This window comes from Streptomyces lydicamycinicus, from assembly GCF_000829715.2.
Lineage (GTDB): Bacteria > Actinomycetota > Actinomycetes > Streptomycetales > Streptomycetaceae > Streptomyces > Streptomyces lydicamycinicus.
Genome location: NZ_BBNO01000001.1, coordinates 68,926 through 82,800, shown reverse-complemented (window position 1 = coordinate 82,800; position 13,875 = coordinate 68,926). Strand labels below are relative to the sequence as shown.

Here is a 13,875-nt window from a genome sequence, read left to right as displayed (position 1 = left end):
CCGGTGCACACCTCCCGTTCTTGTCGCCGGGCGCGCCCGGGGCTCCCTCTCGTCCCCGCGGGGAGCGGCTCGGCTGACGGCCGCCCACGCGCCCGTGGCGGGTCATGCCGAACCGACGCCCTGACCGGCCGTCACCGCACCGGCCGTGCCGATGTGGGCGCGGTATGGGCGCAGGGCGCGGGCGCTGTTCCAGCCGAGCGCGCCCACCACCCGGCCGCCGAGATGGTAGAGCGCGACGAAGCGGCGGGCCTGCGGGTCGCCGTCGACGCATTCCACCCGGGCGTCGGCGGGGCAGCGGCCATGGAACTGGATCTTGGCGTCGTACTGATCGGTCCAGCCGAACGGGACCGGCGTGTAGGGCACGGAGCCCCCGGGGCCGGCGAGCAGGTTCCGGACGGCGGCGTGGGCCTGCTCGGTGGCGTTCATGCGCTGTTCGAGACGGACCCGGCCGCCGGTGGCCGGGTCCGGCCAGTTGGCCACGTCGCCCGCCGCGTACACCCCGGGCGCGGCCCGGCAGTGGCTGTCGCAGCGCACCCCGTCGCCCAGGGGGAGGCCGGAGCCGGCCAGCCAGTCGACGGCCGGCACCGAACCGATCGCGACCACCACCACATCGGCGGGGAGCCGGGTGCCGTCGTCGAGGGTCACGGCGGTGACCCGGCCGTGCGCCCCGGTCACGCCGGTGACCCCGCGCCCCAGGTGCAGCCGGACCCCGTGGTCCCGGTGCAGGTCCGCCACCAGCCCGCCCACCCAGGTGCCGACCTGCCGGGCCAGCGGAGTGGGCTCGGTGTCGACGAGGGCGACGTCCAGGCCGAGACCCCGCGCGGTGGCGGCGATCTCGCTGCCGAGGAAGCCGGCGCCGATCACCACGACCCGGGGGCCGGCGCACAGTTGCGTCCGCAGTGTCAGGGCGTCGTCGAGCGTGCGCAGCACATGCACCCCGGCCAGATCGTGGCCGAAGGGCAGCCGGCGGGGCCGCAGCCCGGTGGCGAGCAGCAGGCCGTCGTAGCGCAGCCGGTCGCCGTCGGCCAAGGTGACGGTGCGCGCCTCCGGGTCCAGCCCGGTTGCCCGGCAGCCCAGCCGGAGGTCCAGGTTCAGCCGCCGGATGTCGGCCTCCTGGCGCAGCACGGCCCGTTCCGGTTCCCAGGCACCGGCCAGCACCTGTTTGGACAGCGGGGGCCGGTCGTACGGGGCCCACAGTTCCTCCCCGACCAGCGTCAGCGATCCGGTGAAGCCCTCGCGCCGGAGGGCGTCGGCCGCGGTGAGCCCCGCGGCTGACGCGCCCACCAGGACGATCCGGTCCATGGCCGCCACTACGGCAGCACCTCGATGGCCAGCGCGGGGCAGCGGGCGGCGGCTTCCTCGACCGGGGCGCGCCGGGCGTCCGGCGGGGTGGCGTCGAGCAGGACGACGATGCCGTCCTCGTCGCGCTGGTCGAAGACCTCGGCGGCGGACAGTACGCACTGCCCCGCGCCGACGCACTTGTCCTCGTCGATGATGACCTTCATCGGAATTCCCTTTCTCCGGTGGCTTGGTGACGTTCGGCGGCCGGGCCGGCTACCAGGTCACGGGCAGCTTGTGGACGCCGTAGATGAGCATGTCGTCGCGCATCGGCACCTGGTCCGCCGGTACCGCCAGCCGCAGGGTGGGGAACCGCTCGATCAGGGCGGACAGCGCGGCCTTCATCTCCACCCGGGCCAGCTGCTGCCCGATGCACTGGTGGACGCCGTGTCCGAACGCGAGGTGCGGGCTGTAGGGCCGGCTGACGTCCAGCGCGTCGGGGTCGCCGGAGAAGTGCGTCGCGTCCCGGTTCCCCGAGGTCAGGGAGGCGACAACGGTGGCGCCTGCCTCAATCAGTTGGCCGCCCAGCTCCACGTCCTCCAAAGCGACCCGGCGCAGGCCGTACTGAACGATCGTCAGGTAGCGCAGCAGCTCCTCGATGGCGCCGTCCATGAGGGCGGGATCGGCGCGCAGCGCCGCCAGCTGCCCGGGGTTGCGCAGCAGGCACATGGTTCCCAGCGCGATCATGTTCGCGGTGGTCTCGTGCCCGGCGAGCAGCAGCAACGCGCCGACGCCGGCCACCTCTTCGTCGGTGAGCTGTTCGGACTGCACCAGGCCGCTGAGGATGTCGTCGGTGGGGTGGGCGCGCTTGGCGACGGCCAGTTGGTGGATGTGCTGGTTCATCGCCGTATGGGCCTGAAGGGCTTCCTCCTGGCTCGCGTCGATCCGGAGCAGCCGGCCGGCGTTCTGCTGGAATTGCTCCCGGTCCGCGTACGGCACCCCGAGGAGCTCGCAGATCACCAGCGAGGGAATGGGCAGCGCGAAGACCCGGAGAAGGTCGACGGGCCCCTCGGCGGCCGCCATCGCGTCGAGGTGCTCGGCGACGATCCGCTCGATCGCCGGGGCCAGCTTCTGCATCCGGCGCACCGTGAACTGGCCGGTGAGCAGCCGCCGGAACCGGGTGTGCTCCGGGGGGTCCATCATGATGAACATGCCCGGCGGGGGCGGCGGCAGCGGAGCGCCGTCCTGCGCGGGGTCGCCGGCCCGGAGCAGTCGGCGGTTGGCGCCGAACCGCGGGTCGGTGAGCACCGCCCGTACGTCCGCGTACCGGCTGACCAGCCAGCCCTTCGCACCGTCCGGGAAGGTCACCGGCGTGACCGGCTCCTCCTCCCGCAGCGTCCGGAACTCCTCCGGGGCGCTGAAGGGGCAGGCCCGTTCCATGGGCATGGGCCTGGCGGCGGGCTGCATACCGGCGAGGGGCCCGGGGCCGGTCGTGGGCTCGTGGCCGGTGGCGGGCTCGTGGCCGGTGGTGGGCTGCGTAGTGGTCATCGAACGGTCCTTTCCAAAGGGGGCGAGAGAGCGAGGCCCGGGTCAACGGGGGTGTCGCAGCGGTGCGTACCGACGGCGCGCAGGTGGACGCGCCACCCCAGGAGGGCGCCGAGCGCGAGGACGAGCGGGCCGAAGACATCGACCGTGCCCAGGGCGACCGCCTGGCCGGACAGGAACAACGGGAGCTGGACCGACAGCGTCAGGAGATTGCCGGCGTAGACGACCAGATGGCCTTTGACGAAGGCCCGGCGGCGCACCGTGCAGCGGCGCCAACTGGTCCCCTCCCCCGTGATCAGCCCCACCAGCACGCCCAGCGGCGGCCAGCCGAACCACAACAGCACCGGCGTGACCACGGTCATCACTCCGTGCAGCACGAGGTGCGGAAGGAAGAAGTTGACCGCGTCCCCGGTGCGCGCGGCCAACACGCCCTGGACACAGACGACCGCGAGGAAGACGAGCGCCTGCCGTACGGGCTCCCTGCGCACCAGCCGGAGCAGGAAGACCCCGGCGCCGGTGGTGAGGGCGAGCGTCAGCGCGACCCCTAGTTGGTGGGTGAGGGCGAAGGTCAGGGTGAACCCGAAGACGGGCGTCACGTCGATCAGGGTGCTGCGCAGCCGTTTCCGGACAGCGGTACGGACGGCGTCCGCACCACCGGGTGCAAGGTCTGCGGCAGGGGCCACGGGGTCTCCAGACGTCGCGGCGGACGGTGGTCGGTCCGGTGTCGTGACTCCAGAGAAACGGGCCCCGTTGACCGGTCCCGGTCGGCAACCTGACCATTGCCTGACAGCCGGAGCCGGTGTGCGCCCGCGCCGCTCGGACCGCCGGGGAACCGGCGGACGGGTGCGCACGTTGTCCCCGCAGACTCCATGACGTGATGGGTGACTGCCATGCTTTCCGCCTCGCCGACGAGCGACGCACCGCTGCCCCGAGGAAGCGGGCAGCGGCTGCTCGTCGTGGATGACGACCCGCGGATGACGGAGCTGCTCCAGACCACGCTGAGCCTCGCCGGGTACGAGGTCGCGACCGCCGGCTGCGGCGGTGAGGCCCTGCGCGCCTACGCGGACCTGCCCCCGGATCTGCTGGTGCTGGATGTCCTGCTGCCCGACCTGGACGGATTCACGGTCTGCCGGCGGCTGGTGGCCAACGGGGCGCGGCTGCCGGTGCTGTTCCTGACCGCGCGGGACTCCGTCGAGGACCGGGTGACGGGCTTCGCGATGGGCGCGGACGACTACCTCACCAAGCCGTTCAGCCTGCCCGAACTCCTCGCCCGGGTGCATGCGTTGCTACGGCGGGCCGGGCGGTCCGCGGAGGCCGGCCCGCTGCTGTGCTTCGCCGATCTGACCGTGGACGAGCGCAGCCGGCGGGTCCGTCGCGGGGACCGGCTGATCGCGCTGTCGCCGACCGAGTACAAGCTGCTGCGCTACTTGCTGATCAACGCCGACCAGGTGATGTCGAAGGAACAGATCATGGACCACGTGTGGCAGCACCACTTCGGCGACGGTGTCGTCGAGAAGCTGGTCTCCCGCCTCCGCGCGAAGGTGGACACCCACCCTCCCGCCCTGATCCACACCATGCGCGGCTTCGGCTACAGCCTGCGGCTCCCCGAAGGCGGGTGAGATGGCCGGCGCCTGGCGCGGCTCCCTGCGGGCCCGCCTGATGGTGGGCGTCGTCCTGCTGGCGACCGTGGGCATGGTGGCCGTCAACGCGGTGTCGCTGATCGGGCTGCGGCTCAACCTCGTCGATGCCGCCGATGCCACCCTCACCAACGCCCGGAAGACCGTGCAGCACCGGGTGCACCGGCCGCACACCCCGATCGACGGGGGCAACCTCAACTCCCTGATACCCGACGGCACCTACGTCGCGCTGATCGACGACCGGGGCCGGGTGGTCGCCCAGACCCCCGCCCGGGACCCCGACGGGCAGGCCGGCTCCCGCCCCGAGCTGCCCGACCCGGTCCCCGACGGCTTCGCCGAGCACCTCGTCACCCTCTCCGCCGAGGGGGCGCCCGTCCCCCGCTACCGCGCTCTGAGCTTCCCCTACGGCCACTCCGCCACGGTCCGGCGCACCCCCGGCTCACCGCCCCGGCAGTTCAGCAGGGTGGTCGTCGCCAAGAGCCTCCAGCCGGCCGAAGACGTCGTGTACTGGCTGGTCGGCGCCGACTCCGCCGCCACGCTGGCCGTGCTCGGGGGCATCGTGCTGCTCAGCCGCGGGGTGCTGAACGTCGGCCTGCGACCGCTGCGGAACATGGCCGCCACCGCGACCGCGATCGCCGACGGCGACCTCGACCAGCGCATCGACGTCACCGAGCGCCACTCCGAGGTGGGAGAGGTCGGCACCGCCCTCAACCGGGCCTTCGGCGAACGGCAGCGGTCCGAGGAGCAGCTCCGGCAGTTCGTGGCCAGCGCCTCCCATGAGCTGCGCACTCCGCTGACCACCATCAGGGGCTGGGCCCAGCTCCATCTTCACGGCCTGGCCCAGGACCCCGCACTCATCGAGCGCGCGATGCTGCGCATCGAGGGCGAGGCCGCCCGGATGCACTCCATGGTCGAGGAGCTGCTGCTGCTCGCCCGGCTCGACCAGCGCCGCCCGATCGCGCACGCACCGGTGAACCTCGGCGCACTCGCCGACGACGCGGTCACCGATGCCCGGGTCGTCGACCCCGGCCGGCCCCTGACCGTCGAGGTGCCCGGCGAGGTGTTCGCCCGCGGCGACGAGGACCGGCTGCGCCAGGTGCTCCAGAACCTCCTGAGCAACGCACTGCGCCACACCCCGCCGGACACCCCGGTGTCCGTGACGGCGCGCGCCCTGCCCGACGGCACCGCGCAGCTGACGGTCACCGATCAGGGCCCCGGGATGCCCCCCGCGACGGCCGAGCGGATCTTCGAGCGCTTCTACCGCGGCGACGAGTCCCGCAGCCCGACCAGCGGCGGCACCGGCCTCGGCCTGAGCATCGTCCGCTCCATCACCGAGGCCCACGGCGGCACCGCCACCGTCCGCACCGCCCCCGGCAAGGGCAGCACCTTCACGATCACGCTGCCTGCCGCACGCTGACCACGCGCCGGAGCCGGACGCGGCAGGCGGGCAGACAGGCGGGCAGACGGGCAAGCAGGCGGGCCGACAGGCGGGCAAGCAGGCAGGCAAGCGGGCAGACGGGCAGACGGGCAGACGGGCAGACGGGCAGACGGGCAGACGGGCAGACGGGCAGACGGGCAAGCAAGGCGAACATCCCGCGGACGGCGAACTACGCGGCATCCGGCCCCTGTTGACGGTATTCCTCGGGTATCTGCTGCTCGAACCAGACCACCTTCCCGGTGCTCAGCAGCGTCGCTCCCCAGCGCCGGGCGAGCTGGTCGACCAGGAACAGGCCCCGTCCGCCCTCGTCACCCGCCTGAGCGCGCCGCATCCGGGGCACCTGCGGCGAATCGTCGCCCACCTCGCACCGGAGCACATCGGTGCGCAGCAGTCGCAAGGCGATCGGCCGGGAGGCGTAGCGCACCGCGTTCGTCACCACCTCGCTGACCATGAGCTCGGTCGCGTCGAGCATCGAGCTCAGGCCCCAGCGGTGCAGCGCCCGGCGGGTCAGCTGCCGTGCCCGCCCGGCCGTTTGCGGCTGCGGGCTGAGGAACCAGTACGCGACATTGAGCGGCGCGAAACCCTCGAACCGGGCGGCCAGCAGCGCCACATCGTCATCCCGGGCGTCCGGATCCAGGACGGTCAGCACCGCGTCGCAGAGCATGTCCAGCGGCGGCGGGGCGCCCCGCGCGGCCACCTCCTCCAGGCGGCCACGCAGCAGCTCCACGCCCGTCCAGACATCCCTGTGACGCGACTCGACGAGGCCGTCGGTGTACAGGAGCAGCGTCCCTCCGGTCGGCGCGGGCAGCTCCCAGGTCTCGAAGGGGACGCCGCCCACTCCTATCGGCGCGCCGGGCGGGACCTGAAGCACCTCGCCCGAGCCGTCCGGGTGCAGCAGCACCGGGGGCGGATGCCCCGCGTCGGCCACCAGCAGCCGCTGCGATATCGGGTCGTAGATGGCGTACAGGCAGGTCGCCATGTGCTCGCTGCCGAGGCGCTGGGCCTGCTCGTCGAGGTGGTACAGGACCTCCTCCGGCGGCAGGTCGAGCCGGGCGAGGGTCTGCACCGTGGTGCGCAGCTGGCCCATCATCGCGGCGGAGGTCATGGAGTGGCCGATGACATCGCCCACCACCAGCGCGACCCGGTTGCCGGGCAGCGGAATCGCGTCGTACCAGTCCCCGCCCACCTGGGAGGTCTCGGCCGCCGGCAGATACCGGCTCGCCAGCCGGACCCCGGTGGTCTCGGGGAGCGACGACGGCAGCATCCTGAGCTGGAGGGCGTCCGCGACCGAGGCCTCGTGTCCGTAGGGCATCGACGCGTCGACACCGAGGGCGGTGTGCGTGGCGAGCTGGGCGGCGACGAGCAGGTCGTCCGCCGTGAAGGCGGGCCGGCCGGCCGCGCGCAACAGGGCGACGGTACCCAGCAGATGACGCCGGCCGTACAGCGGAGCGATGATCAGCCGCCGGCCCGGTGCCGGCGTCGTCGGCACGCCCACCACGGGCTCCAGCAGCTCGGTCACCACGGACTCGATCTCCGGCACGTCACCGAACACGGGCCGCCGGGCCAGCAGCAGCTCGGCAAACGGGCCGGTGACCGTCGGACGCACGGGCCCGGCGGCCCCCGCAGGCGCCGCGGTGACCGCGTCCCCCGGCCCCTGAGCGAAGCTGTGCAGCCGCAGCACCAGGGGCTCGGCCGGCCGCCCCTCCCCGGTCGGCAGCGGCTCCCGCAGATGCACCAGCACCGCGTCGGCGAACGCGGGGACCGCCGTCTCGTAAAGCCCCCGCAGCACGTCGTCCAGGTCGACACCCCGGGCGATCCGCCGCGCCGCGAGGTCAAGAAACCGAAGCCGCTCCGACTGCGCCTCGGGGCCATGCTCCGCTTCCGAGGCGCCGGGACCACCCTCCGCCTCCGAGGCGCCCGGGCCACGCTCCGGGTCCGCGCCTCGCTCCGCCTCGTCCCGGCCCCCCTCCGCCTCGTCCCGACCACCCTCCGTCTCGTCCCGACCGCCTTCCGCAGAAGCTCCGCCACCCTCCGCAGAAGCTCCGACGGCCGGCACCACGCGAGCCGCACCGCGGCCGGGGGCCACCAGGCCCTCCGGCGCTCCCACGGGCACCTCGCCGGAACGGCCGCTTCCGGGCGACGACGGCCGGGACGGCGGTGTCCGCCGCGCCGCCTCGCCCGGCTGCTGGGCCGACGGGGCGGTGTTCGTATCGGCTCGGGGGTGCGGCTCCATCACTTGTCTCATCCGTCCGGAGGTGCCCGGGACCGCGCGGCGCGGTCTCAGCCGCGTCGCACGCAGTTGAGAAAGATCTGCTCCTCGGGCGGCACGTCCGAGATCTCCGGCGCGTAGGTGTACGAGGACTCCTCGACGACCGCGAAGCCCGCCTGCTCGACAACCTCGCGCAAGTCGTCCCGCAGGTAGCCGGACACCCGGATGGCATGGCCGAGGAACGGGATCGTGAAGTAGTCCACGTCGGCCTCCACCATCGAGAGGGTGAAAAGACCACCGGGCAGCAGCAGGTCGTGGACCATCCGCAGCACGACGGGGATCTCCCCCCGCGGCAGCATCAGCAGCGAGAAGAAGGCCGCGACGGCATCGAAGCGACCCAGGTCATGAGGACCGCCGGGCCCGAGGTCGGCGATGTCCAGCCGGTGAAACGTCGCCCCGGGCACATACTCCCGGGCGAGCGCCACCATCCCGCGGGACAGATCGACGCCGACCACCTCGAACCCCGCGTCCACCAGCTGCCGGGCGGTCGGCAGCCCGGTGCCACAGCCCAGATCCAGCACCCGTGATCCGCCGGCCAGCGACCTGATCAGCCACTCAGCGGCCGCCAGCTGCCCCTTCTTGTAAGGAAACGCCTCGTCATAGCGGTCACCGATCGCGTCGAACGCCTCGGCCTGCCCCTCACGGTCGAGCCGCATGCCCTCAGCACCGGCCTCGCCGCTCTCGTATTCCGCCTCGGCGAATCCCTTACTCACCAATTGCACCTCTTTATGTGCATTCACTCAATTATATCCGCCATCCCCCTCCCATCCGCCACGGCCCGCCCCACACCGCCCCCACCGAGCAACAACGACCAGCACACCGAACAACACCGCAGAACCCACAGCAGCACCGGACTTCACTCCCCGCCCGCCCACGCCCGCCTCACACGCAAACGGCCCCGGACACAAAGCCCGGGGCCGACAAGAACACCGCTGCGTAGCCAAGCCACAGCCCACCGCGTTCACACTCAGAGCCCCCTGTCGGATTCGAACCGACGACCTTCGCTTTACAAGAGCGGTGCTCTGGCCAGCTGAGCTAAGGAGGCGTGCGTGAAGCAGTGTACCCAGGCGCGCCGGATGCCGGTTCCCATTTCGTGACTGCCGGGCTACTGACATCGGGGCCCGCCGCGGGTAGCGTCACGGAGAGTCCATATCAGTGGACTACACCACTCCTTTTACTCGGATCGTCCGGCACGTTCCTGCCGGTGAAGGGATTTTCACCATGGCTACGGTCACGTATGACCAGGCAACCCGGATCTACCCGGGTTCCGACAAGCCCGCCGTCGACAAACTGGACATCGCCATCGAAGACGGCGAATTCCTTGTTCTGGTCGGCCCCTCCGGATGCGGCAAGTCCACCTCGCTGCGGATGCTCGCGGGGCTGGAGGACGTCGACGGAGGCGCCATCCGTATCGGGGACCGCGATGTCACCCACCTTCCGCCCAAGGACCGGGACATCGCCATGGTGTTCCAGAACTACGCGCTGTATCCGCACATGACGGTCGCCGACAACATGGGCTTCGCGCTCAAGATCGCCGGTGTGCCGAAGGCCGAGATCCGACAGAAGGTCGAGGACGCGGCGAAGATCCTGGACCTCACGGAGTACCTGTCGCGCAAGCCCAAGGCGCTGTCCGGCGGTCAGCGGCAGCGGGTCGCGATGGGCCGGGCGATCGTCCGGGAGCCGCAGGTCTTCCTGATGGACGAGCCGCTGTCCAACCTGGACGCCAAGCTGCGCGTCCAGACCCGTACGCAGATCGCGGGGCTTCAGCGCCGGCTCGGGATCACGACGGTGTACGTCACGCACGACCAGGTCGAGGCGATGACGATGGGCGACCGGGTCGCCGTACTCAAGGACGGTCTGCTCCAGCAGATCGATTCGCCGCGGAACATGTACGACCGGCCGGCGAACCTGTTCGTGGCGGGCTTCATCGGCTCGCCCGCGATGAACCTCGTCGAGGTGCCGATCACCGACGGCGGCGTGAAGTTCGGCAACAGCGTCGTCCCGGTCCCCCGTGAGGCGCTGGCCTCGGCGGCCGACAAGGGCGACCGGACGGTGACCGTGGGCGTGCGCCCCGAGCACTTCGACATCGTCGAGCAGAACGGTGCCGCCGCGAAGTCGCTGTCCAAGGAGTCCGCGGACGCGCCGGCCGGTCTGGCCATCACGGTCAATGTCGTCGAGGAACTCGGCGCCGACGGCTATGTGTACGGCACCGCAGAGGTCGGCGGCGAGGTCAAGGATCTCGTCGTACGGGTCAACGGCCGCCAGGTCCCGGAGAAGGGCAGCCGGCTGCACGTCGTGCCGCGGGCGGGCGAGACGCATGTCTTCTCGACGTCGTCCGGGGAGCGCCTCACCGACTGATACGGGCGGAGAGCGAGCGTGGCGGCGGTCCCGGGCACCCCGGGGCCGCCGCCGCGGCGTTCGCCGGCAACAACTCCCGCACCCCCGCCGCCAAGTCGGCACCATAGGGACATAACCCGACTTTCCGCACCAGTGCGTCAACCCCACAACCGCACCGACGAGCCATTGCGTCCCCCGATAAGGTGACCAAATGTCGCCAAATCATCACTCCTCGCTACGATCGCGACCGTGAACTCCGCAGCCCGCCGCATCGGCAGAACTCTCGCCCTCGTCCTCCCCGTCGTCCTGGTGCTGTCCGGGACCCTCGCCGTCACCGCCGTCCCGTGGGCGTCGTCGACGGCCACCGACTCCCAGGTACTGACCGCGGCCGCCGGGAGGGCCGTCACCAAGACCGCCGCCCGCGCCCCCGAGGAGGCCCTGCGCAAGCGCCTCCTGGTCGAGCTCCAGGAGAAGGACCCGGGCGTCGCCCTGACCCACCTCCAGGAGGCGACCACCAAGCGGCCCTCGCTGGCCAAGCACTGCGTCTCCATCGCCCGTGACCTCGGCCGTGCCGCGGTCGCCAAGTACGGCGCCGCACACCGCGCTCAGGCCTTCTCCCGCCCGGTCTGCGACACCTCCTTCGCCACCGGCGTCGCCGCCGCCCAGTGACCCCCGCTCGCACCGCATAGGGTGCGATCCATGACAGGTGCCCCGCATCCTTATCCCACGCAGGCCGTGGTCCTGGCCGGCGGCCAGGGCTCACGTCTCCGCCCGTACACCGACGACCGACCCAAGCCGATGGTCGAGATTCCCGGCACCGGGACCCCGATCATCGGCCACCAGCTGAACTGGCTGGCCGAGGAAGGCGTCACGGACGCGGTCATCTCCTGCGGGCACCTCGCCGGAGTACTCCAGGACTGGCTGGACCGGGCCGAACTCCCGTTGCGCGTCACGACCGTTGTCGAGACCGAACCGCTGGGCCGCGGCGGCGGCCTCAAGTACGCGGCCCGGTCGCTGCCCCGCCCGGACGAGCCCTGGTACGCCACCAACGGCGACATCTGGACCCGCTTCCCGCTCCGTGAGATGGCCGCCTTCCACCACGAGCGCGCCGCCGAGGCCACCCTCGCGCTGGCCCGCCCCCGCATCCCCTGGGGCGCCGTGGAGACCGACGCGTTCGGGCATGTGCTGGACTTCATCGAGTCGCCGCCCTCGCCGTATCTCATCAACGCCGGCGTCTATGTCTTCTCCGCCGCCTTCACCGGGCTGCTCCCCGACCGCGGCGACCATGAGCGCACCACCTTCCCGCGCCTCGCCCGCGAACGCCGGCTGGCCGGCTTCCCGCTCCCCCAGGGCGCCTACTGGCGCGCCATCGACACCGCCAAGGACCTCACCGAGGCCGCCAAGGAGCTGAGCGCCCAAGGGCGTTGAGCGGGCCGACGCGGGGCCGTGGCGGGCCCCCGGGGACCGGGTAGCCGTACGGGCGGCCCGGTCCCCGGGAGCCCGCCACCACGGCGACCGCGCCGCCACCGGGGCCACCACCCCCACCGCCACGCCGCTACAGGCCATCGCACCGGCCGTCTCGGCCGCTCACGACGTCCCACGGCCGTCCTCCGCCCTCCCCCCACACAACTGTCCCCGACCGCCCCTCCCTCCCCGTGACGGCCGGTGCAGAGGAGCCGTACGGGGAGATCGGGGCGATCGGGGACGGTGCGGGGGCGCGGCGGGTCAGCCCAGGAGGCCGCCCAGGGCGTCGCGGCCGGAGTCGCCACCGGAGTCGCTGCTGCTGCCGCTGCTGCCGGTGGTGCCGCCGCCGGTGCCGCCCGCCGAGGGCGGCACCCGGCTCGGTACCGGGGCCCGCCGCGTCGGCACGGTCTGCTGCGGTGCGCTGGTGGTCGCGCCCGGCTGCTCCGAGAGGCCGCTGCTGCTGCCCGTCGACCGTCCGGTGCCGGGGGCCGAGGCGGCCGGTGTGCCCGGCTTGCGGGCCTTGTGCGAGGCGCCCGCGGAGGGCGTGCCGGGGCGCGGTGCGGCGCTGCCGGTGTGCCGGTGGCCGGGCCGGGTGGCGCGCTTGCCGGGGCGGGGCAGCGGGGAGCCGGGCAGGTTGTTGATCGCGGGCTCGCCGGGCCGCGGTACGGGCGCGACCGTCGCGGACCGTACGGCGCCGCCGAGCAGCGAGCCGATGAGCAGGGTCAGTCCGGCCACCACCGCGGTCATCACGGCGCCGCGGCGCAGCACCCGGCGCCGCAGGTCGGCCACCTCGACGCGGGGGCCGAGCCGCCGCCAGGCCTCACCGGCCAGCCGTCCGTCCATGGAGTAGACCGGGGCGCCCGCGATGATCAGCGGGCTCCAGGCGGCGAGGTAGATGATGTCGGGGGCGTCGTAAGCGGGGACGGTGCGCCAGCTGACGGTCATCAGCAGCGCCGCGGACAGCAGCGCGCCGATCGAGGCGGCCACCCGCTGCCACAGTCCGCAGATGGTCAGCACACCGACGACGACCTGGAGGAAGGCGACGGTCAGCCCGGCGCCCACAGGGTGCGAGACCGCGAAGTCGCGCAGCGGCACCGCCAGCGCCCAAGGGTCGAGCGACATCAGCCACTTGACCATCGAGCCCCGCTCGCCGCCGTCGAAGTAGACGGGGTCGCAGAGCTTGCCCATCCCGGCGTAGACGGAGATCAGGCCGAGGAAGATGCGCAGCGGCAGCAGGACGACGCCGAGGTTCATCCGGCGGCCGGGGTAGTACGCATGCCGCACGGAGTCGGCGCCGCGCCGCCGGCCGCCGGGGTCGTAGCCGTCCGGCGCCTCGAACCGGTCGTCCTCGTAGCCGTCGTCGAGCGGGCCCCGGCTGCCGTACGAGGAGTTCCGGTAGGGGGTGTCGCGGTAGGTGTCGGCGTACGCGCTGCCCACGGGGCGTACGCCGCGCAGCAGCTTGGTGTCGTTTTGGGCGGGGCCGCGCTGGCCGATCACGGTCTGGGCGGGGGGCGCGTCGTCGAGGCGGACCCGGGGCAGGACCTGGGTCGTGCCGACGTCCTCGCCCGGTCCGTCGAGGCCGATGCCCGCGTCGCGTACCGCGTGCAGGAGTTGGGTGGTGGCGCCGGCCGTGCCGCCCGGTGCGGTGCGGCCGCTCCACACCACGGGCGCCCGGCGTCTGGCACCGGCGGCCGAGCCCCGGACGGCGGGGATGTGCGCGGTGTCGGCCATGGCGCTGCCCGCCGCGGGCGCGGCGAGCTGTACGCGGAAACTGGCGTGGTTGACGATGACCTGCGCGGGATCGCACGGCACCTTGACCGAGCTCAGGCCCGGCTCGTCATCGAAGCCCGGCGAGCGTCCCCCCGTAGGCGTGCGGGGTGTTCTGGTGTCCACGCTCATCTAACCGA

The 13,875-nt window shown here is 72.8% G+C and carries 12 protein-coding genes and 1 tRNA gene; 5 read left to right on the top strand and 8 right to left on the bottom strand.

What is annotated here, in order from left to right; genetic code table 11:
* Positions 1-102: 102 nt before the first annotated feature.
* From TU31_RS00365 to TU31_RS35735, 4 genes are all read right to left on the bottom strand, one after another.
* Entirely contained in the window at positions 103-1,302 is a 1,200-nt protein-coding gene (locus TU31_RS00365; RefSeq protein ID WP_042149660.1) for an NAD(P)/FAD-dependent oxidoreductase, read from the bottom strand.
* A gap of 8 nt (positions 1,303-1,310) precedes the next feature.
* Entirely contained in the window at positions 1,311-1,505 is a 195-nt protein-coding gene (locus TU31_RS00360) for a ferredoxin (protein ID WP_042147102.1), read from the bottom strand.
* 49 nt (positions 1,506-1,554) lie between these two features.
* Entirely contained in the window at positions 1,555-2,745 is a 1,191-nt protein-coding gene (locus TU31_RS00355; RefSeq protein WP_052718814.1) for a cytochrome P450, read from the bottom strand.
* A 77-nt stretch (positions 2,746-2,822) separates the two neighbouring features.
* Positions 2,823-3,506: a DUF3159 domain-containing protein gene (locus TU31_RS35735; protein ID WP_052718789.1), complete on the bottom strand. Its 684-nt coding sequence runs from the start codon at positions 3,504-3,506 to the stop codon at positions 2,823-2,825.
* A gap of 207 nt (positions 3,507-3,713) precedes the next feature.
* Here TU31_RS35735 and TU31_RS00345 point away from each other — a divergent pair, with 207 nt between their 5' ends.
* Both TU31_RS00345 and TU31_RS00340 read left to right on the top strand, forming a co-directional pair.
* The gene (locus tag TU31_RS00345) at positions 3,714-4,442 is read left to right on the top strand and encodes a response regulator transcription factor (RefSeq protein ID WP_042147099.1); all 729 of its coding nucleotides are present in this window, start codon (positions 3,714-3,716) and stop codon (positions 4,440-4,442) included.
* Between the two features lies 1 nt (position 4,443).
* Positions 4,444-5,877, top strand: coding sequence for a sensor histidine kinase (locus TU31_RS00340; protein WP_042147093.1), 1,434 nt, complete (start codon positions 4,444-4,446; stop codon positions 5,875-5,877).
* A 190-nt stretch (positions 5,878-6,067) separates the two neighbouring features.
* Here the strand turns inward: TU31_RS00340 and TU31_RS00335 are convergent, their stop codons facing one another.
* From TU31_RS00335 to TU31_RS00325, 3 genes are all read right to left on the bottom strand, one after another.
* Entirely contained in the window at positions 6,068-8,143 is a 2,076-nt protein-coding gene (locus TU31_RS00335) for a SpoIIE family protein phosphatase (RefSeq protein ID WP_042147090.1), read from the bottom strand.
* 35 nt (positions 8,144-8,178) lie between these two features.
* On the bottom strand, positions 8,179-8,823 hold the full coding sequence (locus TU31_RS00330; RefSeq protein WP_042149652.1) for a class I SAM-dependent DNA methyltransferase: 645 nt from the start codon (positions 8,821-8,823) through the stop codon (positions 8,179-8,181).
* A gap of 315 nt (positions 8,824-9,138) precedes the next feature.
* Positions 9,139-9,212, bottom strand: a tRNA-Thr gene (locus TU31_RS00325).
* A 176-nt stretch (positions 9,213-9,388) separates the two neighbouring features.
* Between TU31_RS00325 and TU31_RS00320 the strand changes: the two genes are divergently transcribed.
* The 3 genes from TU31_RS00320 (at position 9,389) to TU31_RS00310 (ending at position 11,932) form a co-directional block, all read left to right on the top strand.
* Positions 9,389-10,525, top strand: coding sequence for an ABC transporter ATP-binding protein (locus TU31_RS00320; RefSeq protein ID WP_042147088.1), 1,137 nt, complete (start codon positions 9,389-9,391; stop codon positions 10,523-10,525).
* Positions 10,526-10,753: 228 nt separating this feature from the next.
* Positions 10,754-11,173, top strand: coding sequence for a hypothetical protein (locus TU31_RS00315; protein WP_042147085.1), 420 nt, complete (start codon positions 10,754-10,756; stop codon positions 11,171-11,173).
* 30 nt (positions 11,174-11,203) lie between these two features.
* The gene (locus TU31_RS00310) at positions 11,204-11,932 is read left to right on the top strand and encodes a nucleotidyltransferase family protein (protein WP_042147081.1); all 729 of its coding nucleotides are present in this window, start codon (positions 11,204-11,206) and stop codon (positions 11,930-11,932) included.
* Between the two features lie 297 nt (positions 11,933-12,229).
* Here TU31_RS00310 and TU31_RS00305 read toward each other — a convergent pair whose 3' ends face one another.
* On the bottom strand, positions 12,230-13,867 hold the full coding sequence (locus TU31_RS00305) for a DoxX family protein (RefSeq protein ID WP_245698364.1): 1,638 nt from the start codon (positions 13,865-13,867) through the stop codon (positions 12,230-12,232).
* Positions 13,868-13,875 lie beyond the last annotated feature (8 nt).